27 protein-coding genes are annotated in these 23,887 nt (G+C 64.4%); 19 read left to right on the top strand and 8 right to left on the bottom strand.

Translation table 11 applies throughout. The features are described from left to right. The first annotated feature begins 15 nt into the window (after positions 1-15). On the top strand, positions 16-573 hold the full coding sequence (frr, locus tag MLB1_RS01955; protein WP_180748060.1) for a ribosome recycling factor: 558 nt from the start codon (positions 16-18) through the stop codon (positions 571-573). A 20-nt stretch (positions 574-593) separates the two neighbouring features. Continuing rightward, positions 594-1,463, top strand: a complete 870-nt coding sequence (locus MLB1_RS01950; protein ID WP_180749633.1) for a phosphatidate cytidylyltransferase — start codon at positions 594-596, stop codon at positions 1,461-1,463. Positions 1,464-1,471: 8 nt separating this feature from the next. On the opposite strand, the gene MLB1_RS01945 is transcribed toward MLB1_RS01950, so the two are convergent. Next, positions 1,472-2,257: a DUF6159 family protein gene (locus MLB1_RS01945; protein WP_180748059.1), complete on the bottom strand. Its 786-nt coding sequence runs from the start codon at positions 2,255-2,257 to the stop codon at positions 1,472-1,474. 118 nt (positions 2,258-2,375) lie between these two features. Then, the gene (locus tag MLB1_RS01940) at positions 2,376-3,194 is read right to left on the bottom strand and encodes a DUF6159 family protein (RefSeq protein WP_180748058.1); all 819 of its coding nucleotides are present in this window, start codon (positions 3,192-3,194) and stop codon (positions 2,376-2,378) included. Between the two features lie 87 nt (positions 3,195-3,281). On the opposite strand from MLB1_RS01940, the gene MLB1_RS01935 reads away from it, so the two are divergent. Continuing rightward, entirely contained in the window at positions 3,282-4,055 is a 774-nt protein-coding gene (locus MLB1_RS01935; protein WP_180748057.1) for a dienelactone hydrolase family protein, read from the top strand. Then, positions 4,055-4,672, top strand: a complete 618-nt coding sequence (locus tag MLB1_RS01930) for a hypothetical protein (protein WP_180748056.1) — start codon at positions 4,055-4,057, stop codon at positions 4,670-4,672. Before MLB1_RS01935 ends, MLB1_RS01930 begins: the two co-directional genes overlap by 1 nt. Here MLB1_RS01930 and MLB1_RS01925 read toward each other — a convergent pair. Further along, positions 4,669-5,373, bottom strand: coding sequence for a hypothetical protein (locus MLB1_RS01925; RefSeq protein ID WP_180747719.1), 705 nt, complete (start codon positions 5,371-5,373; stop codon positions 4,669-4,671). The two genes, MLB1_RS01930 and MLB1_RS01925, sit on opposite strands and share 4 nt — an antisense overlap. 9 nt (positions 5,374-5,382) lie before the next feature. Further along, positions 5,383-6,330 carry a DMT family transporter gene (locus tag MLB1_RS01920; RefSeq protein ID WP_180748055.1) on the bottom strand — a complete coding sequence of 316 codons (948 nt, stop codon included), beginning with the start codon at positions 6,328-6,330 and terminating at the stop codon, positions 5,383-5,385. Between the two features lie 166 nt (positions 6,331-6,496). Here MLB1_RS01920 and MLB1_RS01915 point away from each other — a divergent pair, with 166 nt between their 5' ends. Continuing rightward, positions 6,497-7,363: a LysR family transcriptional regulator gene (locus MLB1_RS01915; RefSeq protein WP_180748054.1), complete on the top strand. Its 867-nt coding sequence runs from the start codon at positions 6,497-6,499 to the stop codon at positions 7,361-7,363. On the opposite strand, the gene MLB1_RS01910 is transcribed toward MLB1_RS01915, so the two are convergent. Beyond that, positions 7,360-8,013, bottom strand: coding sequence for a class I SAM-dependent methyltransferase (locus tag MLB1_RS01910; protein ID WP_180748053.1), 654 nt, complete (start codon positions 8,011-8,013; stop codon positions 7,360-7,362). The two genes, MLB1_RS01915 and MLB1_RS01910, sit on opposite strands and share 4 nt — an antisense overlap. Then, complete coding sequence (locus MLB1_RS01905; RefSeq protein WP_180748052.1) at positions 8,006-8,956, bottom strand: NAD(P)/FAD-dependent oxidoreductase; 951 nt, start codon at positions 8,954-8,956, stop codon at positions 8,006-8,008. The genes MLB1_RS01910 and MLB1_RS01905 overlap by 8 nt, the downstream gene beginning before the upstream one ends. An 88-nt stretch (positions 8,957-9,044) precedes the next feature. Here MLB1_RS01905 and MLB1_RS01900 point away from each other — a divergent pair, with 88 nt between their 5' ends. Together MLB1_RS01900 and rlmN are read left to right on the top strand one after the other, a co-directional pair. After that, the gene (locus MLB1_RS01900; protein WP_180749632.1) at positions 9,045-9,620 is read left to right on the top strand and encodes an XRE family transcriptional regulator; all 576 of its coding nucleotides are present in this window, start codon (positions 9,045-9,047) and stop codon (positions 9,618-9,620) included. Between the two features lie 26 nt (positions 9,621-9,646). Then, positions 9,647-10,768, top strand: a complete 1,122-nt coding sequence (gene rlmN / locus MLB1_RS01895; protein ID WP_180748051.1) for a 23S rRNA (adenine(2503)-C(2))-methyltransferase RlmN — start codon at positions 9,647-9,649, stop codon at positions 10,766-10,768. Here the strand turns inward: rlmN and MLB1_RS01890 are convergent, their stop codons facing one another. Further along, a complete protein-coding gene (locus MLB1_RS01890) occupies positions 10,769-11,029 on the bottom strand; it encodes a DUF2631 domain-containing protein (protein ID WP_180748050.1) in 261 nt (86 codons plus the stop codon). Between the two features lie 163 nt (positions 11,030-11,192). Here MLB1_RS01890 and MLB1_RS01885 point away from each other — a divergent pair, with 163 nt between their 5' ends. The 7 genes from MLB1_RS01885 (at position 11,193) to MLB1_RS01855 (ending at position 18,853) form a co-directional block, all read left to right on the top strand. Next, positions 11,193-11,663, top strand: coding sequence for a toxin-antitoxin system HicB family antitoxin (locus MLB1_RS01885; RefSeq protein WP_180748049.1), 471 nt, complete (start codon positions 11,193-11,195; stop codon positions 11,661-11,663). Positions 11,664-11,682: 19 nt separating this feature from the next. Then, the gene (locus tag MLB1_RS01880; protein ID WP_180748048.1) at positions 11,683-12,426 is read left to right on the top strand and encodes a DUF4097 family beta strand repeat-containing protein; all 744 of its coding nucleotides are present in this window, start codon (positions 11,683-11,685) and stop codon (positions 12,424-12,426) included. 31 nt (positions 12,427-12,457) lie between these two features. Beyond that, positions 12,458-13,621, top strand: a complete 1,164-nt coding sequence (dxr, locus tag MLB1_RS01875; protein ID WP_180748047.1) for a 1-deoxy-D-xylulose-5-phosphate reductoisomerase — start codon at positions 12,458-12,460, stop codon at positions 13,619-13,621. Positions 13,622-13,652: 31 nt separating this feature from the next. Continuing rightward, a complete protein-coding gene (locus MLB1_RS01870; protein WP_180748046.1) occupies positions 13,653-14,882 on the top strand; it encodes a M50 family metallopeptidase in 1,230 nt (409 codons plus the stop codon). A 7-nt stretch (positions 14,883-14,889) separates the two neighbouring features. Continuing rightward, positions 14,890-16,065 (top strand): flavodoxin-dependent (E)-4-hydroxy-3-methylbut-2-enyl-diphosphate synthase, encoded by a 1,176-nt coding sequence (gene ispG / locus MLB1_RS01865; protein ID WP_180748045.1) that lies wholly within the window; start codon positions 14,890-14,892, stop codon positions 16,063-16,065. A gap of 97 nt (positions 16,066-16,162) precedes the next feature. Further along, complete coding sequence (locus MLB1_RS01860) at positions 16,163-16,975, top strand: GNAT family N-acetyltransferase (RefSeq protein WP_180749631.1); 813 nt, start codon at positions 16,163-16,165, stop codon at positions 16,973-16,975. Positions 16,976-17,035: 60 nt separating this feature from the next. Then, positions 17,036-18,853 (top strand): penicillin-binding transpeptidase domain-containing protein, encoded by a 1,818-nt coding sequence (locus MLB1_RS01855; RefSeq protein ID WP_180748044.1) that lies wholly within the window; start codon positions 17,036-17,038, stop codon positions 18,851-18,853. Here the strand turns inward: MLB1_RS01855 and MLB1_RS01850 are convergent. After that, positions 18,850-19,203 carry a VOC family protein gene (locus MLB1_RS01850; protein WP_180748043.1) on the bottom strand — a complete coding sequence of 118 codons (354 nt, stop codon included), beginning with the start codon at positions 19,201-19,203 and terminating at the stop codon, positions 18,850-18,852. The genes MLB1_RS01855 and MLB1_RS01850 overlap by 4 nt on opposite strands. Before the next feature lie 110 nt (positions 19,204-19,313). On the opposite strand from MLB1_RS01850, the gene MLB1_RS01845 reads away from it, so the two are divergent. From MLB1_RS01845 to MLB1_RS01825, 5 genes are all read left to right on the top strand, one after another. Further along, positions 19,314-20,060 carry a L,D-transpeptidase family protein gene (locus MLB1_RS01845; protein WP_371750539.1) on the top strand — a complete coding sequence of 249 codons (747 nt, stop codon included), beginning with the start codon at positions 19,314-19,316 and terminating at the stop codon, positions 20,058-20,060. Positions 20,061-20,090: 30 nt separating this feature from the next. After that, positions 20,091-20,951, top strand: coding sequence for a type I methionyl aminopeptidase (gene map, locus MLB1_RS01840; protein WP_180748042.1), 861 nt, complete (start codon positions 20,091-20,093; stop codon positions 20,949-20,951). After that, positions 20,948-22,456, top strand: coding sequence for a cobyric acid synthase (locus MLB1_RS01835; RefSeq protein ID WP_180748041.1), 1,509 nt, complete (start codon positions 20,948-20,950; stop codon positions 22,454-22,456). Before map ends, MLB1_RS01835 begins: the two co-directional genes overlap by 4 nt. Before the next feature lie 65 nt (positions 22,457-22,521). Further along, complete coding sequence (locus tag MLB1_RS01830; protein ID WP_180749629.1) at positions 22,522-23,151, top strand: hypothetical protein; 630 nt, start codon at positions 22,522-22,524, stop codon at positions 23,149-23,151. Positions 23,152-23,259: 108 nt separating this feature from the next. After that, a complete protein-coding gene (locus MLB1_RS01825) occupies positions 23,260-23,886 on the top strand; it encodes an alpha/beta fold hydrolase (RefSeq protein WP_180748040.1) in 627 nt (208 codons plus the stop codon). The last annotated feature ends 1 nt before the right edge of the window (position 23,887 follow it).

The following is a 23,887-nucleotide window of genomic DNA, read 5'->3' as shown; positions in this document are numbered from 1 at the left end:
CATAGGAGGTCGTTCGTGATCGACGAGGTTCTTCTTGACGCCGAGGAGAAGATGGAAAAGGCCGTGTCGGTGGCCCGCGACGACTTCTCGACGATTCGCACCGGGCGTGCCAACCCCGGCATGTTCTCCCGGGTTGTCATCGACTACTACGGCACCACGACCCCCATTACGCAGGTGGCCGGCATCAATGTGCCCGAGGCGCGCCTTGTGGTCATCAAGCCCTACGAGGCCAATCAGCTCAAGGCCATCGAAGAGGCCATCCGCAATTCGGATCTGGGGCTTAACCCGAGCAACGACGGCAGCATCATCCGCATTGCCGTCCCGCAGCTCACCGAGGAACGTCGTCGGGAGCTCGTCAAGCAGGCCAAGGGCAAGGGCGAGGACGCCAAGGTGACTCTGCGCAACATCCGGCGCAAGGCCAATGACGAGCTCAACCGGATCAAGAAGGACGGCGAGGCCGGCGAGGACGAGGTAGGCCGCGCGGAAAAGGATCTGGACAAGACCACCGGCCAGTACGTGAGCCAGATCGATGAGCTGGTGAAGCACAAAGAAGGCGAGCTACTGGAGGTCTAGGGCCGCCGGTGATGACGACCATGGGAGATACCGACGCGGCTCCAGCGCCCGATGCGCCCCCTTCAGGGGCGAAGTCCCGGGCCGGACGCAACCTGCCGGCCGCCATCGGCGTTGGGGCACTGCTGGCGGCGCTGATCATCTTTTCGTTGCTCTACGAGCCCAAACTGTGGGTCGGGATCATCTCGTTCTTCATGGCGATCGCCACGTGGGAGGTCACCAAGCGGCTGCGCCAGGCAGAGATCTCCGTACCGTTCATCCCCCTCCTCGTCGGCGGGCAGGCCATGATCTGGCTGACCTGGCCGTGGGGGACTTCGGGTGCTCTTGGTGCCTTCGCCGCAACCGTTGTGGTGTGCATGATTTGGCGCCTGGTGGGCCACGGGCTGAGTCAGCAGCCGGTGAACTACTTGCGTGATGTCGCCATTACGGTGTTCGTCGCGGCCTGGATTCCGCTCTTCGCGTCATTCGGAGCCCTGCTGGTGTACCCGGAAAACGGTGCGGCCCAGGTGTTCTGCCTGATGTTGGGTGTTACGTTCTCCGATATTGGCGGCTACGCCGCCGGTGTCCTGTTCGGCAAGCATCCGATGGCGCCGGCCATCAGCCCGAAGAAGTCCTGGGAGGGGCTTGCCGGGTCGTTGATCGTGGGCACGGCCGCGTCTACGTTGGCGGTGACGTTCCTGCTGGGGCATCACCCATTCGTCGGTATCGCCCTGGGCGTCATGCTCGTCATTACGGGAACGCTGGGCGACCTGGTGGAATCCCAGGTCAAGCGCGACTTGGGTATCAAAGATATGGGCACGCTGTTGCCGGGCCACGGCGGCATCATGGACCGTCTCGATTCCCTACTGCCCTCGGCCGTCGCCACCTGGATCGTGCTGACGCTCTTTATTTAGGTTGTGCTCTACGCGGCTGCACTTCGGTACAGCGCCGTTTGATAGATCCCGCTAACGGTTACGGCGATAAGGACTGCGACCGCAATCCAGAGCCCTCCGCACAGTCCGAGCACCCCGGAGAGCCCTCCTTGGCCCACGGCGGCGGCTGCAAAAAGCAAGCCCGCACCCGGCAGTACCAGCATGAGTGTGAAGACGCGGAGGCATATCTGGGCGAGGACGTTCTTGGCCAGCAGGCGCCGAAGCATTTTCTTGGAGGCCTTGATGGCGTCCGCGGAGCCGACGTCTCGCAGAATGATTGTGGGAAGCACCTGGAATGAGACCGCATGCCACATGAGATCGAGGAACCGTCCGATGAACAGAACGTGCAGGAGGGTTCCGACATACAGGAGGTTCTCGTCGATGACACCGATGCCCCACGTGACGGCCGCCTCGATGAGAACCCAGGGAATCAGCCGCTTGCGGTAGCGGGTGGCGGTCGAGAAACCCTTGGCAAAGCTCGGTTCTCTACCCTCCAGCGCGTCGTTCGCCTGCGCGATGAGGGCCGTGAGCCAGAACATCGTGAGATACAAGAGGATGACGTAGTCGACGGCCAGGGCGGTACGGACGAACTGCGGCGTGGTCTTGTCGATGTTCGGCGGTAGCAAGAGCCCCAGAGCTATCAACACCACGATGAACAGCACGACGGTAATGCCGGCCGCGACGGGGAAGAGCACGAGTGTTCTGTGTCGGCGCAGGAGACGTATCGATGTCTTGAATATGTCCCACGATGTCGACAGAGCGTTGGAAGAAGCCACCGAGTCCCCTGATACTTAGTTACCTTTGCGCACTAGTCATCAGTGTGGCACCTGAGGCGTGGGGACGGGCGACACGTGCCACTGGGGCATTGGATGGCGCGGCGCTGTTGAGCTCTGTCTAACGAGTCTTGAGCGCCTGACGCAGGTCGACTCCGGCGAACGGCCCCGGAACTTGGCCGTCAACCGTGAACCGGTACAGCGCAGTCTGGAAGATTCCGGTGAGGGCTGCGCCGATGATGGAGGCCGCCAGGATCCAGAGCACGCCGATTCCGGCGAGCACGCCCATCGCGGAAGCGACGTTGGTGATAACCCCGAGGTAGATCAGGCCAACCCCAGGCAGCGTCAACAGCCCGGTGAAGAGGCCAAGCCCCGCAACGCCGACGACGTTCTTGCCCCACGCATTTTTGAGCGTTTCCTTGGTCTTCTTGACCGCGTCGATCGCGCCGAGGTTCTCCAGCACGATGGTGGGCAGCACCTGGAAGGAGACCACGCGCCACGCGACGTCGAGGAACCTCCCGATGAACGGAACCCGTTCCTCGATGGCACTGATGATCCAGGAGACGACGCCGGTGATGAGAACCCAGGGCAGTAGGCGACCGCCGCGCTGGGTGGCTGCCGAGATGCCCCCGGCGACACTCGGATCTCCGCCCTCCAACGCGATATTCGCCTGCGAGATGAGCGCCGCCTGCCAGAACGTCACGACATACACCACCACGAAGTAGCCGATGGCAAGCACGGGGTAGAAGAGCGGCGGTAGCGAATCGCCGGCCGCGGCGGGCAACAACACGACCCCGAGGGCCACCATCCCGAACAGCACGAGCGCCGAGGTGAGCCCGGACAGGATCGGGAAAACGACAAGCTCCTTGCGCGAGGCGAGCACCTTCGCGGATGTCTTGAAGATTTGCCACGATGTCGAGAGCGTGTCGAAGAAGGCCATCAGATTCCCCCTGGTATTTGACGAACGAGTGAGGCCCAAGATACCAGTGCGGTAGCTACGAGGAGGGGTGGCTGGTTTGATGGATCCATGTCTCGCCGCGACGTTCTTATCGCCAGACCCGACGGGCAGTGCCACGCGACGCTGCACCTGCCGGATGCACCCGGCCCGGGTGTCATTCTCTATCCCGATGCCGGTGGCGCCCGCGAGGTCATGCGGGAGATGGGGGACCGGCTCGCCGCATTGGGGTATGTGGCATTGGTGCCCGATGTGTACTACCGCGAGGGCGATTGGGCGCCGTTCGATCTGTCCACCGCCTTCGGTGATCCGGAGGAACGCGCCCGGCTGTTTTCGGTAATGGGGACACTCACCCCCGATCGGATCGAGGCCGACGCGGGGGCGTTCCTGGACGTGCTCGCGCAGCAGCCCGAGGTGATCGGGGACAAGGTGGGGCTGACCGGTTACTGCATGGGCGGCCGAATCTCATTGCGGGTAGCGGCGGCTCATTCGGAAAAGGTCGGCGCGGCCGCCTCGTTTCATGGCGGCAATCTCGCCAACGCCGATGATCCGAACAGTCCGCACCGCATCGCCGACCGGATCACCGGCGTTGTGCTGGTGGCCGCTGCCGAGGAGGACGCTTCCTTCCCTCCCGAACAGGCGCAGCTGCTGGGGCAGGTGCTGACAGCTGCCGGCGTACGGCACACCATCGAGACGTATCCCGCCAAACACGGCTACGCCGTCACCGATAACGCCACCTATGACGAGGCTGCGGCCGAACGTCACTGGAAGGCCCTCGAAGAGCTTTACGGTGCGACGCTGGGGATCTGGTTCGGCGGGCAGGAGCGAAGCGACCGGGGGATCTAATGCTGTTCGAACCGAGGTTGCGCACCGGAATCCACGACGGCACCATCTCGGTGGCCTACCGGCGCTGGAAGCGGCCGCAGGTGAAGGTGGGCGGTCGCTACCGGGTGGGTTCGGATCGCATCCGTTCCATGACCGAGTTCGACTTTATAGAGGTGGATGCCGTCGACGCGATCACCGCACGCGATATCGACGATGCCGATGCGCTCCTGGCCGGCTACTCTTCCGCCGCCGCGGCGCTAAGCGATATCGGCGCGAACGGCGGTGATCAGTTGTACCGCTTGGCATTCCGCAAGATCGCGATGGCGGATCCGCGTGCAGTGTTGGCTTCATCGGCGGCGCTTTCGGCCCAAGACCTTGCCGATATCGACGCGCGGCTGGACCGGATGGACCGCAGTGCCAAGCCCGGCCCCTGGACCCGTGACGTGCTGCGCGAGATCGCCCAGCGTCCCGAGGTGCGCGCCAAGGACCTCGAATCCTGCTCCCGCTGGCCCGATTTGGCCACCTTCAAGGTGCATGTGCGCAAGCTCAAGAACTTAGGCCTGACACTGAGCCTGCCGGTGGGTTACCGGCTCTCACCGCGCGGTGAGGAGTACTTCGCCCAATTGTTGCCGCGCTAGCAGCTGAACTCGCGACCATTGCCCTCGGAGGGAGTGACCTCTTTCAAGCAGCCGAAGGGCTCGATCCCGGCATCACTGATCCGAATGGCGGACTTAACCTTGGTATTCGCGCAGAACAATCCGGAAGTCTCACTGCGGCAACCGAAGTCTCCGAACGTCAGGCGGCCACCGTAATCGAGTGGATTTCCGTCACCGCTCTGGAAGGGGCCCGGGTCGCCATGCAGTCCACCCACCGTGACCTGACGGCCGTTGAAATCGGTCCAACCGCCGACCCAGTTCCCCTCGGTATCGGCGGGCCGTTTCGGCGGACTCGTCAGGTTGACCAGGCAGGACAGCGTGTCCGGCTCGATATTGCTCGTCATGCATCGGGTCTTACCCGAAGGGGTTTTGAAGGCGACGTTGTCGCCGAGATCGGTCTTTTGTCCATCCTGGCTGATGGCTGCGTGGAAGTTGGCGGCCGCTACCGGGGCTCCCTTGGAAATCCACTGGGCCACAGCCTCATACGGTGCACCTGCGGCAGGCTCGGGTAAGTCGAGGGGAGTCGTGGTCGTAGTCGTGGTGGGGGCCTTGCTGGTGGTGCTGCTCGATGTTGACTGGCTCGATGAGGGAGTGGTCGGAGAAACCGTCGCCCCTCTCGAGCATCCGGCGACCAGGAGCGGAGCTCCGAGCAGGATCAGACCACCGAGTAACAGGGCACGCATGCAGCCAGGCTAGCTGGCCACTAGCGGCTGACGGGTAGGCGCGGCGGTGGCCCCGTCGATTGCGGGCTTGTCCTGCGCCGCGGCAGGCCGGCTGGCCCGGGCATTGAGCCAGCAGGCGAGCGCGCCGATCACCAGGCCGATTCCCATGCCGATGTCCACGCGCTGGCCGAGTAGAACCCAGGACAGCAACCCGGCGACGGCCGGGATGACGCAGAACAGCATGGCGACGGCCGCCGCGCCGAACTTGCTCACCGAGCGGACGTACAGCGAGGTGCACAGGGTGGCGTTGAACAGCACCACCGCCGCGACCGCGCCCACCGCCTTCCACGGATCGTGCACGACGCTGGGCGTCAGCAGGGCTAGAGCGCCGGCAGGTAGCAGTCCGGCGAGGTTCTGGATAGCGCTGTTGACGCGGAAGTCGACATCGGCGCAGAAACGTTGCTGATAGACGCCGCCCGCGGCCAGACCCAACAAAGCGACCAGCAGCAGCACCAGTACGGTGTCGACTCCGCCGGTGGCGAGCAGCCGGTTGGCACAGGCGGCCAACACCGCCACCACGCCTAGGCCAAGCGCGACAAGCCGCCGGCCGCTGAGGCGCTCGCCCAGGAAGAGGGCGGCCAGCACCGCGGTGACAACGGGATTCATCGAGATGACGACCGCGCCCAACACCGCGGGGGCCCCATGTTCCAGGGCCTCGTACAGCGCACAGAACTGCACGGCCTGCATCAGCAGCCCGGTGATGATGACGTGGCCCAGCTTGCGGCCCGTTGGCCAGGCGGCCTTCGCAGCGAGCGCCCAGGCGGCCAGAATCGCGCCGGCGAGGGCGAAGCGGGCGACCAGAACCAGCATGGGTGTCATGGCCGATACCGAGAGCGCGCCGATGGGGTAGCCGAGCGCGTACAGAAACGTGAGTGCCGCGGCCGAGGAGATCGGCATAGGCACGGTCATCTTCTGCATGACTGCCATGGTCGCCGGTCCGGGCGGTTGATGTCCAACGATAATTACTGATCAGAATCAATCAGTAGTCCTTATCGGTCGTGATTCTGGCTGCCAGCCAGATCAATGTTCTTCGTGTGCGGAGGAGAATATTGATCAGGTTTTGTGATCGGACTACGGTGGCGATATGGCGAGTTCGACACTCGATATCGCACCCCTGCGGTCACTTGTCGCGGTCGCGGACTGTGGAGGTTTCCACCGAGCCGCCGCGGTGCTGCACCTGACCCAGTCCGCGATCAGTCAGCACGTGCGCAAGCTGGAGGCCGCGATCGGCGAACCGGTGGTCCGGCGTTCGGGGCGCGGCGTGGTGTTTACCGATAGGGGCGCGCAGCTGTTGGCGCATGCCCGCCGCATTCTTGACGCCCATGATGTGGCGGTCGACGATCTGATTACCGGTCAAGAGCGCACCCTGGTTCTCGGAGTCACCGAGCACGGCGCGGACTTGATATTGCCGAGCATCACCACGGCGCTACGTGATCATCTCCCGGACTGGTCGGCGCGCGTGCGTTTCGATCGCAACGTCTATCTCGCCGAATCCGTCGACCGGGGAACCATGGACCTGGCGGTAATTCTGGACGGGTCGGGCCTGGATCGCGCCAACGCGGTGGGCACCGTTCGCCTGCAATGGGTGGCGGCGCGTGGCTACAAGGTGAGTTCCGGTGAGCCCCTGCAGATCATGACCTTCACCGAACCGTGCACCCTGCGCGCACCGATGTTCAGTGCATTGCACACGCTGGGGCGTCCGTATCAGATCACCGGTGAATCGCCGGATTTGTCAGGCCTGTACGCGGGCCTGCGGTCGGGTCTCGGGATGGCGCTGCTACCCATCATCGGCTGGTTGCCCGACGGCATTGCGCCGGTGGACGTCATGCCCGCGGCGAACCTGGCGACCTTGTCGGTCGTCGGCCGTCGCGGGCTGGACCCAGGTGTGCTCTCAGCCGTGGAACAGGCTGCACGCGAGGCTCTTTCGGGAGAATCCGCGGCTATCGCCTAGCTCGATCCCTCCGACGGCTTGCGCTCGGCCCGCAACACCGTGTCGGCGATTTCGAATTCCTCGCCGTCCCGCGCGAACTTCCGCATCCGTGACTCGGCGATAAGAACGTTCCATCGGCCCGGGTCGAGGGTGTCGGCGATATCCTCGGCGGTGAAATACCAGTCGGGCAGATCCGGCCGCCCGATCGCCGCCTGCATATCCGACGGATGGTGCCCCACGATCAGCAGCGTGCCCCCAGGAGCGACGGCGTCGGCCAGCGACACGAACACGGGCTCGCGGAGCGTGGTGGGTAGGTGCATGAAATGCGATGTCACCAAATCGAATAGACGACGCGGCTGCCATGTGGTCAGGTCGGCGTGCGCCCAAGTGATCCGGTTGGCGAGCTCGGGATCGGCCTTCGCGGCGTTATCGGCGGCGCGGCCCAGCGCTGTCTCCGAGAAATCCAGGCCGGTGACCCGCCAGCCCTTCTGCGCGAGCCAGATCGCGTCGCCACCCTCGCCGCAGCCTGCGTCCAGCGCGGTACGGGGAGGCAGTGTCGAAATCTCTCTCACCAGTTGTGGATTGGCATTCCCACTCCAGAGCGCATCGTGTGACTGGTAGAAGTCGTCCCAAGAATTCTCATCGGAGGGTGGGTTGTTGTGATCATGCATGCTGCAGCTCCTGCGCGTCGACGACCGCGAGGTCGGCGTTGATGGTGGCGGCTACCTCGGTTCCGGCCGCCGCCGATGTGATGACCTGTGCCCTGATATCGGTGACGTTTCCGGCGGCGTAGATACCTGGGACTGCCGTGGCGCCCCTGGCGACCGGTAGGTATGTCCCCAGTAGCTGGTCCCCGAGTCTCATCTCCTGCGTCGTCAAGCGCACGGGGGCCAGCATGTCGATACGCGCTGACACCACCGTCGCGACGACCAGCGCCTCGCACGCCACCGTGGCGCCCGTTTCCAGCTCCACCCCGGCGAGTGCGTCATCGGTGATGCGCAGCCGTGTCACAGGTCCGTCGATGACGCCGATATCCCGGCGGGCCAGCTGCGCTGCCTCTTCGTCCGATAGCGGAAAGTCGTTATGCCGCAACAGGGTGACGTTCTCGCTGAGCTGACGGAAGATGAGCGCGTGGTGGACCGCGAGGGGGCCGGTGCCCAGCACCGTGATGGTGTGGTCGCGGACCTCCCAACCGTGGCAGTAGGCACAGTGCAACACGTCACGGCCCCAGCGTTCGGCCAGCCCCTCGATTTCGGGTAACTCATCTACCGCACCCGTGGCCACCAGGACCCGACGCGCATGGACCGTCGAGGTCCTGTTGTCCTGAAAATTCACTGACACGTCGAAATGGTTGTCCGCGTGGGACACCGAGGTGACCTGCGCATCATGGAATGTGGCGCCGTATTGCGCCGCTTCATCTCTTCCGATGCCGAATAGCTCGGCCGGCGGCGTCGACTCGCGTCCGAGATAGTTGTGCACCCGATCCGCCGGGGCGTTGCGCGGCCGGTGATCGTCGATCACGACGACGGACCGCCGCGACCGGGCGAGGGTGATGGCCGCCGACAGGCCTGCGGCTCCACCACCGACGATGGCTACATCCCAGAGTTTGTTCATGACACCACTATTGGGGCGACCCGGCAAAATACGCAAGTTTTCTTGCCAAAGTGGCAATATGACGGGTATGGACGAACAGAATCAAAGGCTGGAGGCCGTGCTCGATGCACTGGGGCCGCGGCTGCGGGCGCTGCGCCTGCATCGTCAGGTCACCCTGGCGCAGTTGTCCGAGACGACGGGAATTTCCGAGAGCACGCTGTCTCGCCTGGAATCCGGTCGGCGGCGACCCACACTGGAGCTGTTGTTGCTCCTCGCCGAGGCACACCAAGTGCCGCTCGACGAGCTGGTGAACGCACCTGCCACGGGAGACCCGCGCATTCACCTCAAACCGTTCAAACGAGACGGATCGATCTATGTGCCGTTGTCCCGCCGGCCCGGCGGGGTGCAGTGCTACAAGCAGATCATCCCGCCGCACTCACCCAAGGGGGAACCGAACCTGAAGGTCCATGACGGCTACGAGTGGATGTACGTGCTCTCCGGGAAAGTGCGCCTGCTGCTGGGTGAGCTCGACCTCATCCTGCCCGCGGGTGAAGCCGCCGAGTTCGACACTCATGTTCCGCATTGGTTCGGAAATCCGACCGACAAGCCCGTCGAAGTGCTCCACATTTTCGGCCCGCAGGGGGAGCGGATGCACGTGCGGGCACGTTCGGGTTCCGGGGACTAGCGCAGACCTGGGATACTGAGTCGGTTATGTCTGCCGAAAACAGGTCCCTCCCGCTGGTGTTCGACGCGCCGCGTCGGGCCATGCCGCCGCGCCATCTGGCGGATATGACCCTGGAGCAGAGCCGTGAGATCGTGAGTTCACTGGGGCTTCCGGAGTTTCGCGCCAAGCAGATCGCCAACCAGTACTACGGACGACTGGTGGGCGACCCGGCGGCGATGACGGACCTGCCGGCAGGCGCGCGGGACGCCGTGGGCGAGGCGCTGTTTCCCCGACTGCTTGATCCGCTGCGCCAGGTGGCCTGTGATTCCGGAGATACTCGAAAGACCTTGTGGCGCTTACATGATGGCAGCACAGTCGAATCGGTGCTGATGCGCTATCCGGACCGCAACACGCTGTGCATCTCCTCGCAGGCTGGGTGCGGTATGGCATGTCCGTTCTGCGCCACCGGCCAGGGTGGGCTGACGCGTAACCTGTCGGCCGCCGAGATTCTGGAACAAGTTCGTGATGCCGCATCGTCATTGCGCGATGGCGAGCTACCGGGCGGGCCCGGCCGGTTGTCGAACATCGTGTTCATGGGCATGGGGGAGCCCCTGGCCAACTACAACCGGGTGCTCACGGTGCTGCGCAAGATCACCGCACCACCCCCCGACGGTTTCGGCATATCGCAGCGCGGTGTCACGGTCTCCACGGTGGGGCTGGCACCGGCCATCCGGAAACTTGCCGACGAGGGGCTCGGCGTCACGCTCGCGGTCTCGTTGCATTGTCCGGATGACGAGCTGCGCAACACCCTGGTGCCGGTTAACACGCGGTGGGCGATCACCGAGGTGCTCGATGCCGCGCGCTACTACGCCGACGTCACGGGCCGGCGGGTGTCGATCGAATATGCGCTCATCCGCGATATCAACGATCAGCCGTGGCGTGCCGACATGCTCGGCAAGAAGTTGCGAAAAGCCTTGGGTCAGATGGTTCATGTGAACCTGATTCCGCTGAACCCGACGCCGGGCAGCCAATGGGATGCCAGCCCGAAACCGGTCGAGCGCGAATTTGTACGACGCGTCCGTGAGCAGGGGGTCTCCTGCACGGTGCGTGACACCCGCGGTCGGGAGATTGCCGCCGCATGCGGCCAGTTGGCGGCTTCCGAGCGCTAGCTAGCGGATGCGGCCCGAGCGACGGCCCAAGTAATCGTTCACGGTGAACGCCAGCACGATGGCGGCGAACCCGATGAGGAAGATGTCCTCGACCTTGCCGACGTGATTGCCCTTGAGCATCAGCAGCAAGAAGCCCGCAATGGCAATGCCAAGGATGTGGAAGACGCGGGGGTTCTGGCCGGAGAGCCCGCGCCCGAACGCTGCGGACGGCACGTCCTCGACATCGACTCCGTCGTGCTTGACAACCTCAGTCGTGGCCACCGCCAGCCCTCCTCAGAATCTCGATCCGAACTCTTGACCGTCTTCGGTGGTCAGTCTGCCATGTCGTCGGGTGAGTCTACGGAACCGGTAGTAGATATTCGGCCAATACCTGGTCGTCACCATGACACTTGCGGTGACACCAAAATGGTGTCACCATGACGTCATGGACTTGCAACCGTACGTCGACTCGGTGCGTCACGACCTCGCCATCGCCGCGAAAGCCGGGGGGTCGGAGGCCGAGGAGCTCGCCGATCGACTGACCGCGCCGCTCGACTCCGCCATTCGGCTCGCGCTACTGGACGCGCTCTCGGCGGCCACCGAGGAGATCACCCGCGAGCTGGCGCCCACCTCGGTAGACGTGCGGTTGCGCGGCCGCGAACCGCAGTTTGTGGTGAACCGGCCGGCCACTCAGCAGCAAGCCGAACCGGCCTTCGCGATCGACGACAGCGCCGGCACCTGGCGGGTGACCCTGCGACTACCGGAAAGCCTGCGGGCCATCGTCGAGGCCGCCGCCGGCAACGAGGGGATCTCGCTCAACGCCTGGCTGGTGCGTGCGGCGGCCGCTGCGATCAAAAAACCCTATAGCTCAACAACATTCAGTTCAGGTAACACCATAAGCGGCTGGGTCCGCTAACAAAGAAAGGAATATCGCTATGTCCAAGTTCGAAACCCTCAACCCCGTCGCTGCCAAGGTCGCACTGGCGCGCGGCACGCTGCAGATCATTGCGAGTGACCGTGCGAACACCACCGTCGACGTCAGGCCACGAGACGTATCCAAGGCGCTGGACATCAAGACCGCCGAGCGCACCCGGGTCACCTTCGGAAAGGGCCTGCTCTCGGTGGAGTCGTCACCGGGCCTGACCTTCCGCACCGGCACCGTGGACATCATCATTGAACTGCCCACCCAGTCGGTCCTGGATATCTCGGTGGCCTCGGCGGAAGTGCGCGCCGACGGTGCCTTCGGAGACGTGCGACTGCAATCGGCAAGCGGTGATCTGCTGATCGACACGATCACCGGGGACGCCAAGATCGATTCCGCCTCGGGCGGCGTATCGATCAGGGAGCTCACCGGCGATATCGGCTTTCAGACGGCTCGGGGAGACCTCGCCATCAAGCAACTGCGCGGGAATATCAAAGCGGCCTCATCCTCGGGCTCGGTGACCATCGGGTCCGCGATCGTCGGCGGACTGATCTTCGACACGGCCAGTGGGAACACATCCGTCGGCATCCCGGCGGGCACCGCTGCAAAACTGGCGATCGACACCGCCAACGGCGTCGTCACCAACTCGCTGGATTCCGTGGACGGACCGCTACAAGGGGACGAGAGGTTCCTCGTCCAGGTGCGTTCGGCCTCCGGTGATGTGGAGCTGCACCGTCCCGTGGTGCTCACGAGCTAGAGCGGGCCCGTACTGGGGGCACAATACGTGGGTGACACTTGGTTCAGAGGTCTGTCGGGTCTTGCTCTTGGGCAGCACCGGGTCCATCGGTACCCAGGCGCTTGAGGTCATCGCCGCCAACCCCGATCGATTCGAGGTCGTCGGCCTGGCCGCAGGCGGCGGCAACATCGACCTGCTGCGCAAGCAGATCAACGCCACGGGGGTCACCAACGTCGCGGTGGCAGATCCAGCGGCCGCCGCACAGCTCGACGTACCCGTGCTGAGCGGGCCCGACGCCGTCACCGAGCTGGTGGAGAACACCGAGGCCGATGTGGTGCTCAACGCACTCGTCGGCGCTCTCGGACTACGTCCCACCCTGGCCGCACTGAAGACGGGGGCGCGGCTGGCCCTCGCCAACAAGGAGTCCCTGGTTGCCGGGGGACCGCTCGTCACCAAGGCCGCATCCCCGGGACAGATAGTGCCCGTCGACTCCGAACATTCCGCGCTCGCGCAATGCCTGCGCGGTGGAACCCATGGCGAGGTTGCTCAGCTGATCCTCACCGCATCCGGCGGGCCGTTCCGGGGCTGGACCGCCGAACAGCTCGAGGACGTCACCCCCGAGCAGGCGGGAGCGCATCCCACCTGGTCGATGGGGCCGATGAACACCCTCAACTCGGCCTCGCTAGTCAACAAGGGGCTCGAACTCATCGAGACGCACCTGCTGTTCGGAGTGCCCTACCGCCAGATCGGTGTCGTCGTGCACCCGCAGTCGATCGTGCACTCGATGGTGACGTTCACCGATGGGTCGACGCTGGCGCAGGCCAGCCCGCCCGATATGAAACTGCCCATCGCCTTGGCCCTGGGATGGCCGGAGCGGGTGCCCGGAGCGGCCGCCGCCTGCGATTTCGGCACCGCTTCTACCTGGCAGTTCGAGCCACTGGATGCGCAGGTGTTTCCCGCCGTCGACCTCGCTCGGAGCGCCGGTGAAGCGGGGGGATGCATGACCGCCGTCTACAACGCCGCCAATGAAACCGCGGCCGCCGCCTTCCTGGCCGGACGTATCGGATTCAGGTCCATCGTGCGAACAATTGCCGATGTGCTCGACGCCGCAGGCCAGTGGGTCGCGGAACCGGCTACCGTTGAGGATGTACTTGACGCGCAGCACTGGGCTGACCAGCTGGCTGCGCAACTGATCTTGGCGGAGGAAAATCGATGAGCCGCCTGCGTGAAGAGGATGATTTGGCCTGATGGGTGCGTACGCGATAGGTATTGCGTTGTTTGCGCTGTCGATCTTGGTATCGGTGGCGCTGCACGAGTGTGGGCACATGTGGGTGGCGCGTGCCACCGGTATGAAGGTGCGTCGCTACTTCGTCGGCTTCGGGCCGACGCTGTGGTCCACCAAACGTCCTGCACCCGGAGGAGACGTTATTGAGTACGGCCTGAAGGCCGTCCCGCTGGGCGGATTCTGCGATATCGCGGGTATGACCTCGGTGGAGGAGCTCACCCCGGAGGAAGCCGACCGTGCGATGTACAAGCAGAAGGTCTGGAAGCGGGTGGCGGTGCTCGTCGCCGGGCCGGCCATGAACTTTCTCATCGGCATCGTGGTGTTCTACGTCGTGGTGTTGACGTGGGGTCTACCCGACAACAATGCGCCCACTCACCCCGAGATCGCTCAAACCAGTTGTGTGGCACCGCAAAAGGGTGCGGATCCTAAGGACATGGCTCCGTGCACGGGCGAAGGACCTGCGGCGGCCGGGGGGCTGCGGGCCGGCGACCAGGTGCTCACCGCCGGTGGCAAGCAGGTCAGCACGTCGAGCGATTTGGTCACCGCTATTCGAGGGTTGCGCGGTCCTCAGGTGTTCGAGATCGTGCGCGATGGCAAGCAGCAATCGCTCATTGTGACCGTGGCCGAGACACAACGCTGGGACGAGAAGGCCGGCAAGCTCATCGCGGTGGGCGCAGTCGGCGCCACCCTGGGAACCTATGTGCCGCAGATTCACTACAACCCGGTGACGGCGATTCCCGCCACCGGGAACCTCATCGGAACCGTCTCCGTCGAAACCGTCAAGGCCATCGGGAAGATCCCCACCAAGGTAGGCGCGCTGTGGGATTCGATCACCGGCAGCGAACGAGCGATGGACACCCCGATGAGCGTCATCGGTGCGAGCCGCATGGGCGGCGAGACGGTAGAGCACGACATGTGGATCATGTTCTGGATACTGTTGGCGCAGCTCAACTTTGCGCTCGGCGCTATCAATCTGCTGCCGTTGCTGCCATTTGACGGTGGACATATCGCGGTGGCCACTTACGAGAAGATCCGCAACATGATCCGGTCCGCGCGCGGGATGGCGGTGGGCGCGCCCGTTAACTACATGAAGTTGATGCCGGCGACGTACCTCGTCCTGGTGGTGGTTGTCGGCTACATGCTGCTGACCATCACCGCTGACATCGTCAACCCGATTAGACTCTTCCAGTAGGAGATACATGACCAGCCTGGGCATTCCGAGTGCACCGCCGCCGACACTGGCGCCGCGGCGTAAGACGCGTCAGCTCATGGTCGGAAATGTCGGGGTGGGTAGCGATCACCTGGTGTCGGTGCAGTCGATGTGCACCACCAAGACCCACGACGTCAACTCGACTCTTCAGCAGATCGCCGAATTGACCACCTCCGGCTGCGACATGGTGCGCGTTGCTTGTCCGCGGCAGGAGGACGCCGACGCCCTCTCCGAGATCGCCCGTAAGAGCCAGATCCCGGTCATCGCCGATATCCACTTTCAGCCTAAGTACATTTTCGCCGCGATTGATGCCGGCTGTGCCGCGGTGCGGGTGAATCCGGGAAACATCAAGGAGTTCGACGGGCGCGTCAAGGAGGTCGCCAAGGCGGCCGGTGCGGCCGGAATCCCGATCCGGATCGGCGTCAACGCAGGCTCCCTCGATCCGCGCATTCTCGGTAAGTACGGCAAGGCCACACCCGAGGCGCTCGTCGAATCGGCGCTGTGGGAGGCCGGACTGTTCGAGGAATGCGGGTTCGGCGATATCAAGATCAGTGTCAAGCACAACGACCCGGTGGTCATGGTCGCCGCATACGAACAGCTTGCCGCGCAATGTGACTACCCGCTGCACCTGGGTGTCACCGAAGCCGGTCCGGCATTCCAGGGCACCATCAAATCGGCCGTGGCCTTCGGCGCGCTGCTGTCCAAGGGCATCGGGGACACCATCCGAGTATCCCTCTCGGCGCCGCCCGTTGAAGAGGTCAAGGTGGGCAACCAGATCCTGGAGTCCCTCAACCTGCGGCCGCGTGGGCTGGAAATCGTGTCCTGCCCGTCCTGCGGTCGGGCGCAGGTCGACGTCTACACGCTCGCCAACGCGGTCAGCGCCGGCCTGGAGGGACTCGATGTACCGCTGCGCGTCGCGGTCATGGGATGCGTCGTCAACGGACCGGGGGAGGCCCGCGAGGCCGACTTGGGCGTGGCATCCGGAAACGGCAAGGGGCAGATCTTCGTGAAGGGTGAGGTCATCAAGACCGTGCCGGAGGCACTGATCGTCGAAACGCTGATCGACGAGGCCATGCGATTAGCCGAACAGATGGGCTTGGAAAACGGCACAGGGATTGGCTCCGGTGAATCCCCGACAGGCCAGCCGGTCGTCACCGTAAGCTGAAAGCAGCTCGGCGCAACGGACACGGGAGCGATTGCCGATGACGACAACACTGCCGGCGCCTGGAGCACCCGGAGCGCCGTCCTCTGATGCCGTGCGTGTGCTCGGTTTATCGGACACTGACGCGGTCCGCAGCGTTCTTGATGTCGACCCGGTGGCCTCCTGCATGCTGGCCGCCCGGGTGGAGGCCCGTGGTGCCGATCCCACCGCCATCGGCGGTGAAATCTGGTCGACGGGTGCGTTGGCAGACTCGCTGTGCTTCGTCGGGACCACGATTATTCCGCTGGCGGGTGGACCCGAGGCCACCCGACTGTTCGCCGAACGGGCAATAGAGCAGCACCGGATCTGCCCCTCCCTGGTCGGCCCCGCCGATGTGGTTCTCGATATGTGGTGCCACCTTGATCCGGTCTGGGGACCGGCGCGCGAGGTCCGCGCCTGTCAGCCCTTGCTGGCAATGCTCGATACGCCGACATGCGCCGTCGACCCCGCGGTCCGCCAGGTGCGCGCCGAGGAGCTGGACGAGTATTTGAAGGCCTCGGTCCAGATGTTCATCGGCGAGATGGGCGTAGACCCGCGCAACGGCGACGGGGGACGGGGGTATCGGCGACGGGTGGCCGGCCTCATCGACGCGGGTAGGGCATGGGCACGTTTCGAGGACGGCCGCGTCATCTTCAAGGCCGAAATCGGATCACAATCGCTGAGCGTCAGTCAGATTCAGGGCGTGTGGGTTGACCCGGAGTTCCGTGGCTGCGGGCTCGGCACCGCGGGGGTGGCCGCCATCGCGGCCGCGGTCCATCGCAGCGGACGAATCCCGAGCCTGTACGTGAACAGCTTCAACGAGGTCGCCCGCGCGTCCTATGCCAAGGCAGGATTCACCCGTATCGGCACTTTCGCGACGGTTCTTGTCAGCTAATCCTCGTTAGACCCGTGTGCCTCCGGGGTTTTGGGGGCTCGCGGTCATAGCATCGACCCGATGTCCAGACGTGTTTGGTCCCTGCCGTTGTTCGGTACCGCGCTGCTGGTGGTCGGCACGGTCGCGTGCACCCCGCGCCCCGACGGGCCCGGCCCTGTGGCGGAGAAGTTTTTCCAGGCACTGGCCAGCGGTGACACCGCCGCGGCCGCCAAAATGACCGACGACCCGGATGGCGCGAAAGTAGGTCTGGATCAGGCGTTCTCGGGCCTGCAGGCGACGTCCTTCAAGGCCATCGTGAACGGTTCGCAGTACACCCAGGACACGGGCAGTGCCGATGCGACGTATACCTGGCAACTGCCCAGGAAGCGCACCTGGGCCTACAACGGGCGCCTGGAAATGCTGCGCACGGCCGGTAGCTGGGAGGTGCGCTGGGCGCCCAGTGATCTGCACCCCAAACTCGGTGAGCGTCAATCGCTTTCGTTGCGCACCGAACCGGCCAAGCGGGCGACGGTCAACGAGGCGGGCGGTACGACCGTGCTGGCACCGGCCAACCTGTACCGGATCGCGTTCGACGCTTCTCAGGCCGGTAAAGCGCTGATGAGCACCGCCACCGCGCTGGCCGATGCCATCAGGCCCTATGACGACCAGATCAATGCCGCCGCCCTCGCCGAGCAGGCGAGCGCGCAGACCACGCCGATGACTTTGATCACGCTGCGCAAGGATGACTGGGACAAGGTCTCCATTGCGCTCGAGACCCGGCCGGGAGCATTGCGCCCCGGCGTGGTGATGACACCGATCGCGGATCTGCTGCCCACCGATGACTCGTTCGCGCCCGATATCGTCGCGCAGGTTAAGAAGGCCGTGCTCGACGAACTCGATGGTGAGGCCGGTTGGCGCGCCGTCAGCGTCAACCAGAACGGTGTCGACGCCGTCGTCCTCAACGAGGTGAAACCCACCCCAGCACCTTCGAAGACGATCAGCCTGGACCGTCCAGTGCAGAACGCCGCGCAGAATGCCGTCAACACGCGCGGCCAGAAGGCCATGTTGGTGGTCATCAAGCCGTCGACGGGAGAGATCCTGGCGGTCGCCCAGAACGCCGCCGCTAATGCGGATGGACCGTTGGCCACCACGGGGCTGTTTCCACCGGGGTCGACGTTCAAGATCATCACTGCGGGCGCCGCGCTGGACCGCGGCATGGCCACTCCCGACACCATGCTGGGCTGCCCGAAGCGCATCACCATCGGCGATCGCAGCATCCCCAACTACAACGAGTTCGATCTCGGTACGGTGCCGATGGCGCGTGCCTTCGCGAATTCGTGTAACACCACCTTCGCCAAGCTGGCCAGCGAGATGCCGTTGGACGGCCTGACCATCGCCGCTTCCCAATTCGGTATCGGTCCCGATTACGTTGTCGCGGGTATCCCCACCATCTCCGGGGATGTGCCGCCCACCGTCAATCTGACCGAACGCACCGAGGACGGATTTGGGCAGGGCAAGGTGCTGGTCACACCGTTCGGCATGGCGCTGGCGGCGGCCACCGTGGCAAACGGTAAGACGCCTGTACCGCAGCTGATTTCGGGTCAGGCCACCCAGGTCACGGGTGAGCGACCGCTGGTGAGCTCGAAAATGGTCGACGGCCTGCGTGGGATGATGCGCGAGACGGTTCTCAGCGGTACCGCCATGGATGTCAAGGGCGAAGGTGAGATCTACGGAAAGACCGGTGAGGCCGAGTTCCCGGGCGGATCGCATGCCTGGTTCGCCGGGTATCGCGGGGATATGGCCTTCGCCACATTGATCGTCGGGGGCGGCGGATCTGAGGCCGCGGTGCGTGCCACCAAGATCATGTTCGAGTCACTGCCACCGGGGTACCTGGCTTAGTCCGCAAGCGCCTCTAGCACGCAGAATTCGTTGCCCTCCGGATCGGCCAGCACGACCCAACTTGAATCGCCTTGCCCGATATCGATTCTGGTAGCGCCGCGGGCCAGAAACCGCTCCACCTCGGCTTGCTGGTCGGCACCGCGAAAGTCCAGGTGCAGCCGGTTCTTGGCCTCCTTCTGCTCGGGGACTTTCAGGAAGAACAGTGACGGTGGATGTCTGTCGGGCTGAAAGACCTCCACATCGCCGTCCTCGTCGACCGTGTAGGGCCATTCGAGCACGTCGGCCCACCAACGCCCGAGCGTGGTGGAGTCGCGGCAATCGATGACGATGGATTCCAATCTGACACCCATGTACGCGATTGTGCGCGTTGTCGCTAACGTTCTGCAGGTCGATCACGAACTACCATGTAGTCAAAACCGTGCCAGGGAGGAAAGTAAGCTTGCGCAGAGCATTTCGGAGTGTGCTTGTAGTGACTGGACTCGCCAGCCTCCTGATGAACGTCGTGATCGCCGCACCGGTGCATCCGTATCTACTAGGCGCGGCCTCGGCCGCGAGTCCCAGCGGTATCGCATCCGTGTCGCCCACCCCGGGAGCCGTGGTCGGTGTGGCTATGCCGGTGACGATCCATTTCGCGAGTCCGGTCAGTGACCGTGCGGCGGCGGAGCGGTCCATCACCTTCTCCGCCCCGAAGGTCCCGGCAGGCGGCTTCAGCTGGATCGACGATTCGACCGTCCGGTTCACCCCGAGTGAGTACTGGCCCGCGCATTCGACCATCTCGGTGGCCGCCGGCGAAATGAAGTACAAGTTCCAGACGGGCTCGGAGGTGCTGGGCATCGGCAGCATCAGCGCCCACACGTTCACGGTGAAGATCGATGGCGTGACCATGCGAGAGATGCCCGCATCGATGGGAAAGCCGAAGCACCCCACGCCGGTTGGATCGTTTACCGCGCTGGAGAAGCAGAGCCCGGTAGTGATGGACTCGCGCACCATCGGCATTCCGCTCAATGACCCTGAGGGGTACAAGTTGACGGTCTACTACGCGGTCCGGGTCACCTGGGGCGGCGTGTACGTGCACAGCGCCCCCTGGTCCACCGGCTCACAGGGTAATTCGAATGTCAGCCACGGCTGCATCAACCTGAGCCCGGATAACGCCTCGTGGTACTACAACACCGTCGGCATCGGCGACCCCATCGTCATCAACGCGTAGCCGCCCGGTAGGCCCAGCTACGCTGCATCCATGACTGTTCGTGCTGCGTTGATCGCAGGAGAGCTCTCTTCCGAGCGTAAGGTTCCCGCGTCGATCGACCGGCCCGAGTACGTGGGCAAGTCCAAGGTCGCCGAGGCCATCGGGGAGCCGTACGTCCAGACACCCGAGGTGATCGAAAAGATGCGCGTCGCCGGGAGGATCGCGGCGCAGGCGCTGGCGCTCGCGGGTGAGGCCGTGGCCCCCGGCGTCACCACCGACGAACTGGACCGAATTGCCCACGACTACATGGTTTCCCAGGGCGCATACCCGTCGACACTGGGATACAGGGGATTCCCCAAGTCGTGCTGCACGTCACTCAACGAGATCATCTGCCACGGGATACCGGATTCGACCGTGATCCAGGACGGCGACATCGTCAACATCGACGTCACCGCTTATATCGACGGTGTGCACGGCGATACCAACGCCACCTTCCTGGCCGGAGACGTCTCCGAGGAACACCGCCTTCTGGTGGAGCGGACCCGGGAGGCCACCACGCGGGCCATCAATGCCGTCAAACCGGGCAGGGCGCTCAGCGTCGTTGGCCGGGTGATCGAGGCGTACGCAAAGAGGTTCGGTTACAACGTGGTTCGCGCCTTCACCGGTCACGGTGTGGGTCCGACGTTCCACAACGGGCTCATTGTGCCGCACTACGATGACCCCAACCTGGACATCATCATCGAGCCGGGTATGACATTCACCATCGAACCGATGATCAACCTGGGATCACTGGAGTACGAGATCTGGGATGACACCTGGACTGTGGCGACCATCGACAAGCAGTGGACCGCGCAGTTCGAGCACACCATGGTGGTCACCGACGACGGAGTAGAGATCCTGACCCTGCCATGACAGGGGCACTGCTGGTCGGGGGCGTCAGCTCCGATGCCGGTAAGAGTCTGGTCGTCACCGGTCTGTGCCGGCTGCTGGTCCGCCAGGGGATTCGCGTCGCACCGTTCAAGGCGCAGAACATGTCCAACAACTCCGTGGTGACGATCGACGGGGGAGAGATCGGCCGGGCACAGGCCCTCCAGGCTCGCGCCTGCGGACTGGAACCCTCGGTGCGGTTCAATCCGGTACTCCTCAAGCCCGGCAGTGATCGCACCTCACAGCTGGTGCTGCGCGGACAGGTGGCTGGAAACGTCAGCGCCCGTTCCTATGTCGAGCATCGCGAGGAATTGCGGCAGGTAGTTGCCGAGGAATTGTTATCACTGCGTGAGGAATTCGACGTGGTGATCTGCGAGGGCGCCGGCTCCGTCGCCGAGATCAATCTGCGATCCACTGATATCGCCAACATGGGGTTGGCGCAGGCCGCGGATCTGCCGGTGGTGCTGGTCGGCGATATCGACCGAGGCGGTGTGCTGGCGCACCTGTTCGGCTCGGTGGCTGTGCTGGACCCCGCGGACCAACGACTCGTCGCCGGTTTCATCGTCAACAAGTTTCGCGGTGATCGCACACTGCTGGACCCGGGCCTGGAGCAGCTTGCCGCGCTGACCGGCCGGCCCACCTATGGTGTGCTGCCCTATGACGACCAATTGTGGCTCGACGCAGAGGATTCGGTGTCTGTAGTGGCATCGGCCCAGGTTGGTCACGCTGCTACCCCCATCGGGCGGGAATGGCTGCGAGTGGCCGCGGTGCGGCTGCCCCGGATCTCCAATTCCACCGATATCGAGGCCATCGCCTGCGAGCCGGGAGTGATCGTGCGGTGGGCGGCCCATCCCGCCGATATCGCCGATGCCGATGTGGTGGTCCTCCCGGGAACCAAGGCCACTGTTGCGGATCTTGCGTGGATGCGGCAGAACGGGATTGCCGATGCGGTTGTCGCACATGCTCGCTCGGGCGGGCCGGTGCTGGGTATATGTGGTGGGTTCCAGATGCTGGCCAAGTGGATCGATGACCGTGTCGAGTCCGGGGTCGGGGCCGTTCAGGGGCTGGGCCTGCTCGATATCGACATCGCCTTCGAACCGGCCAAGAACCTGCGCCGCTGGCAGCCTCCCGGCCTGACCGGCTACGAGATCCACCACGGCACCGTCACCCGCTCAGCGGTGGCGCCGTGGCTGACCGATCATCACGAGGGTGCCGTCGACGGGGCGGTCTGGGGCACTCACTGGCACGGGGTATTGGACAACGACGACTTCCGCCGCACGTGGCTCACCGAGGCGGCGGCCGCGGCCGGGCGTTCCGGATTCGTGGTTGCGGCAGACACCAATGTCGGCGGCTGCCGCACAGCTCAGCTGGACAGATTGGCCGACCTCATCGAGACCCACCTCGACATCGATGCGCTGAAGGCCGTGTGGGAAGAATCCGGGTGGCGAGGATCCGCCACGTCGCCTCCGGTAATTGCGCACAGTCGGTAATTGCGACGCAGGTCGAATAACCTGTGCGGGTGCACCGGGGACTGATAGCTATCGCGGCATCCACACTGGCGCTTGCCGGCTGCACCAACTCGGTGGCCGGGACCGCCACCTGGCCGGGGGAGCGCATCGCGCAATCGCTGCTCACCGCCGATGAGCTGCCCGAGGGCACCAAGTACGACAGGGTTGTCGCCGACCCGGGGCCGGTGACCGTCAACAACCAGCAGGTAGTCGGTGCGATGCCCTCGAATCCGGCGGGCTGCGCGGACGGTCTGTCTCCCCGGTTGGCCAATGCCGGTCAAGCTGGGCCCGAGAACACGGCGCGCTACATTGCCCGGTTCAACGGTGCGAATATCATCGTCAGCCTGTTGCGCGACACCATCGACCTGGCCAACGTCAAAGACGTGGCGACCAAATGCGCCAAATACGAGGTGTTCTTCGACAAGAACTCGCCGGGAACGCAGATGACAACCGAACCGGTACAGGGCGGGCCCGTTGGCGTTCTTATCTACAAGCAGACGATGATCATGCCCAAGCGCACGACCTCGCGGTACATGGCTTTTGCGAATGTCCAGGGGGTGGCGCTGGTCGCGACATCCTTCGACCTGCGTGATCCGTCGGTCAAGGCCACCGCCACGATGCCCAAGACCTTCCTGGACATCGTCGAGAAACAGATCGACAAGATCGAACGTAACTAACGGGCCAGGTGAAAGTTTCCTGATAGGGCTGGTTAAAAGCCCAACCGGAGGGTCCGTACTCAGGTACCGTGCGCCCATGCAGAAGGTCTTCGCGCGAGCGGCTCATCCATGAGTTCGACGCCCGAGCTTCGTCGCCCGCGCCCGGGGCACCCGCCTACGCGCGACGGTGAGCTCCATCAGGTCGTCACGATCGACGGCCGAACGGTGCAGGTTAACGTGTCGGGGCCGGATAAGGGAACCACCGTCGTGATGCTCGCCGCCGCCGGGCATTTCGCGCTCGGTTATCGCTCGGTGTGCGAGCGGCTGCATACCGCCGGGCTGCGTACCGCGGTGATCGGTCATGACCCGCACCTCCATGCGAAGGCCATCACCGGAGTGCTCGACGATATCGGTGTCAAGGTCGCGCTCTTGGTGGGAGACCGTGCCGGCGGTGAGCTGGCCTGGGACCTGGCGGCAAGCAAGCTCGACAGATTCATCGGCCTGGTGGCGATCGACCGCGGGCATCCGCGGGTCGCCGACCGTACTGGGCAGATCCGCGACAAGCACTGCCCACCGGTGGAGATCAACACCACGGTTTTGGTGACCTCGGACACCACTCGGGCTATCGCCCGCGCCAGCCAGCGCTTCGTGTACGGCGACTACCGGATTGTCGAACTGATGGGACGCCGGTCGGCGACTCGTGACCTCACCCCGGAGTTGGCCGCCGAGGTGGTGCTGCGCAGCAGCTCGTGGTGAG

It is taken from the genome of Mycobacteroides sp. LB1 (assembly GCF_013449725.1).
Classification (GTDB): Bacteria; Actinomycetota; Actinomycetes; order Mycobacteriales; family Mycobacteriaceae; genus Mycobacterium.
The sequence above is the reverse complement of the archived record's forward strand: the minus strand, read 5'-3'. Positions and strand labels throughout refer to the sequence as shown.

Coding starts and splice junctions, on each gene's coding strand:
- MLB1_RS01935 (WP_180748057.1), top strand. CDS start 3,282: ATGTCTCGCCGCGACGTTCTTATCGCCAGACCCGACGGGCAGTGCCAC.
- MLB1_RS01885 (WP_180748049.1), top strand. CDS start 11,193: ATGGACTTGCAACCGTACGTCGACTCGGTGCGTCACGACCTCGCCATC.
- MLB1_RS01930 (WP_180748056.1), top strand. CDS start 4,055: ATGCTGTTCGAACCGAGGTTGCGCACCGGAATCCACGACGGCACCATC.
- MLB1_RS01910 (WP_180748053.1), bottom strand. CDS start 8,013: ATGCATGATCACAACAACCCACCCTCCGATGAGAATTCTTGGGACGAC.
- MLB1_RS01920 (WP_180748055.1), bottom strand. CDS start 6,330: ATGCAGAAGATGACCGTGCCTATGCCGATCTCCTCGGCCGCGGCACTC.
- rlmN (WP_180748051.1), top strand. CDS start 9,647: ATGTCTGCCGAAAACAGGTCCCTCCCGCTGGTGTTCGACGCGCCGCGT.
- map (WP_180748042.1), top strand. CDS start 20,091: ATGACTGTTCGTGCTGCGTTGATCGCAGGAGAGCTCTCTTCCGAGCGT.
- MLB1_RS01880 (WP_180748048.1), top strand. CDS start 11,683: ATGTCCAAGTTCGAAACCCTCAACCCCGTCGCTGCCAAGGTCGCACTG.
- MLB1_RS01915 (WP_180748054.1), top strand. CDS start 6,497: ATGGCGAGTTCGACACTCGATATCGCACCCCTGCGGTCACTTGTCGCG.
- MLB1_RS01925 (WP_180747719.1), bottom strand. CDS start 5,373: ATGCGTGCCCTGTTACTCGGTGGTCTGATCCTGCTCGGAGCTCCGCTC.
- MLB1_RS01850 (WP_180748043.1), bottom strand. CDS start 19,203: ATGGGTGTCAGATTGGAATCCATCGTCATCGATTGCCGCGACTCCACC.
- ispG (WP_180748045.1), top strand. CDS start 14,890: ATGACCAGCCTGGGCATTCCGAGTGCACCGCCGCCGACACTGGCGCCG.
- MLB1_RS01950 (WP_180749633.1), top strand. CDS start 594: ATGGGAGATACCGACGCGGCTCCAGCGCCCGATGCGCCCCCTTCAGGG.
- MLB1_RS01825 (WP_180748040.1), top strand. CDS start 23,260: ATGAGTTCGACGCCCGAGCTTCGTCGCCCGCGCCCGGGGCACCCGCCT.
- MLB1_RS01905 (WP_180748052.1), bottom strand. CDS start 8,956: ATGAACAAACTCTGGGATGTAGCCATCGTCGGTGGTGGAGCCGCAGGC.
- MLB1_RS01940 (WP_180748058.1), bottom strand. CDS start 3,194: ATGGCCTTCTTCGACACGCTCTCGACATCGTGGCAAATCTTCAAGACA.
- MLB1_RS01835 (WP_180748041.1), top strand. CDS start 20,948: ATGACAGGGGCACTGCTGGTCGGGGGCGTCAGCTCCGATGCCGGTAAG.
- MLB1_RS01870 (WP_180748046.1), top strand. CDS start 13,653: ATGGGTGCGTACGCGATAGGTATTGCGTTGTTTGCGCTGTCGATCTTG.
- MLB1_RS01855 (WP_180748044.1), top strand. CDS start 17,036: ATGTCCAGACGTGTTTGGTCCCTGCCGTTGTTCGGTACCGCGCTGCTG.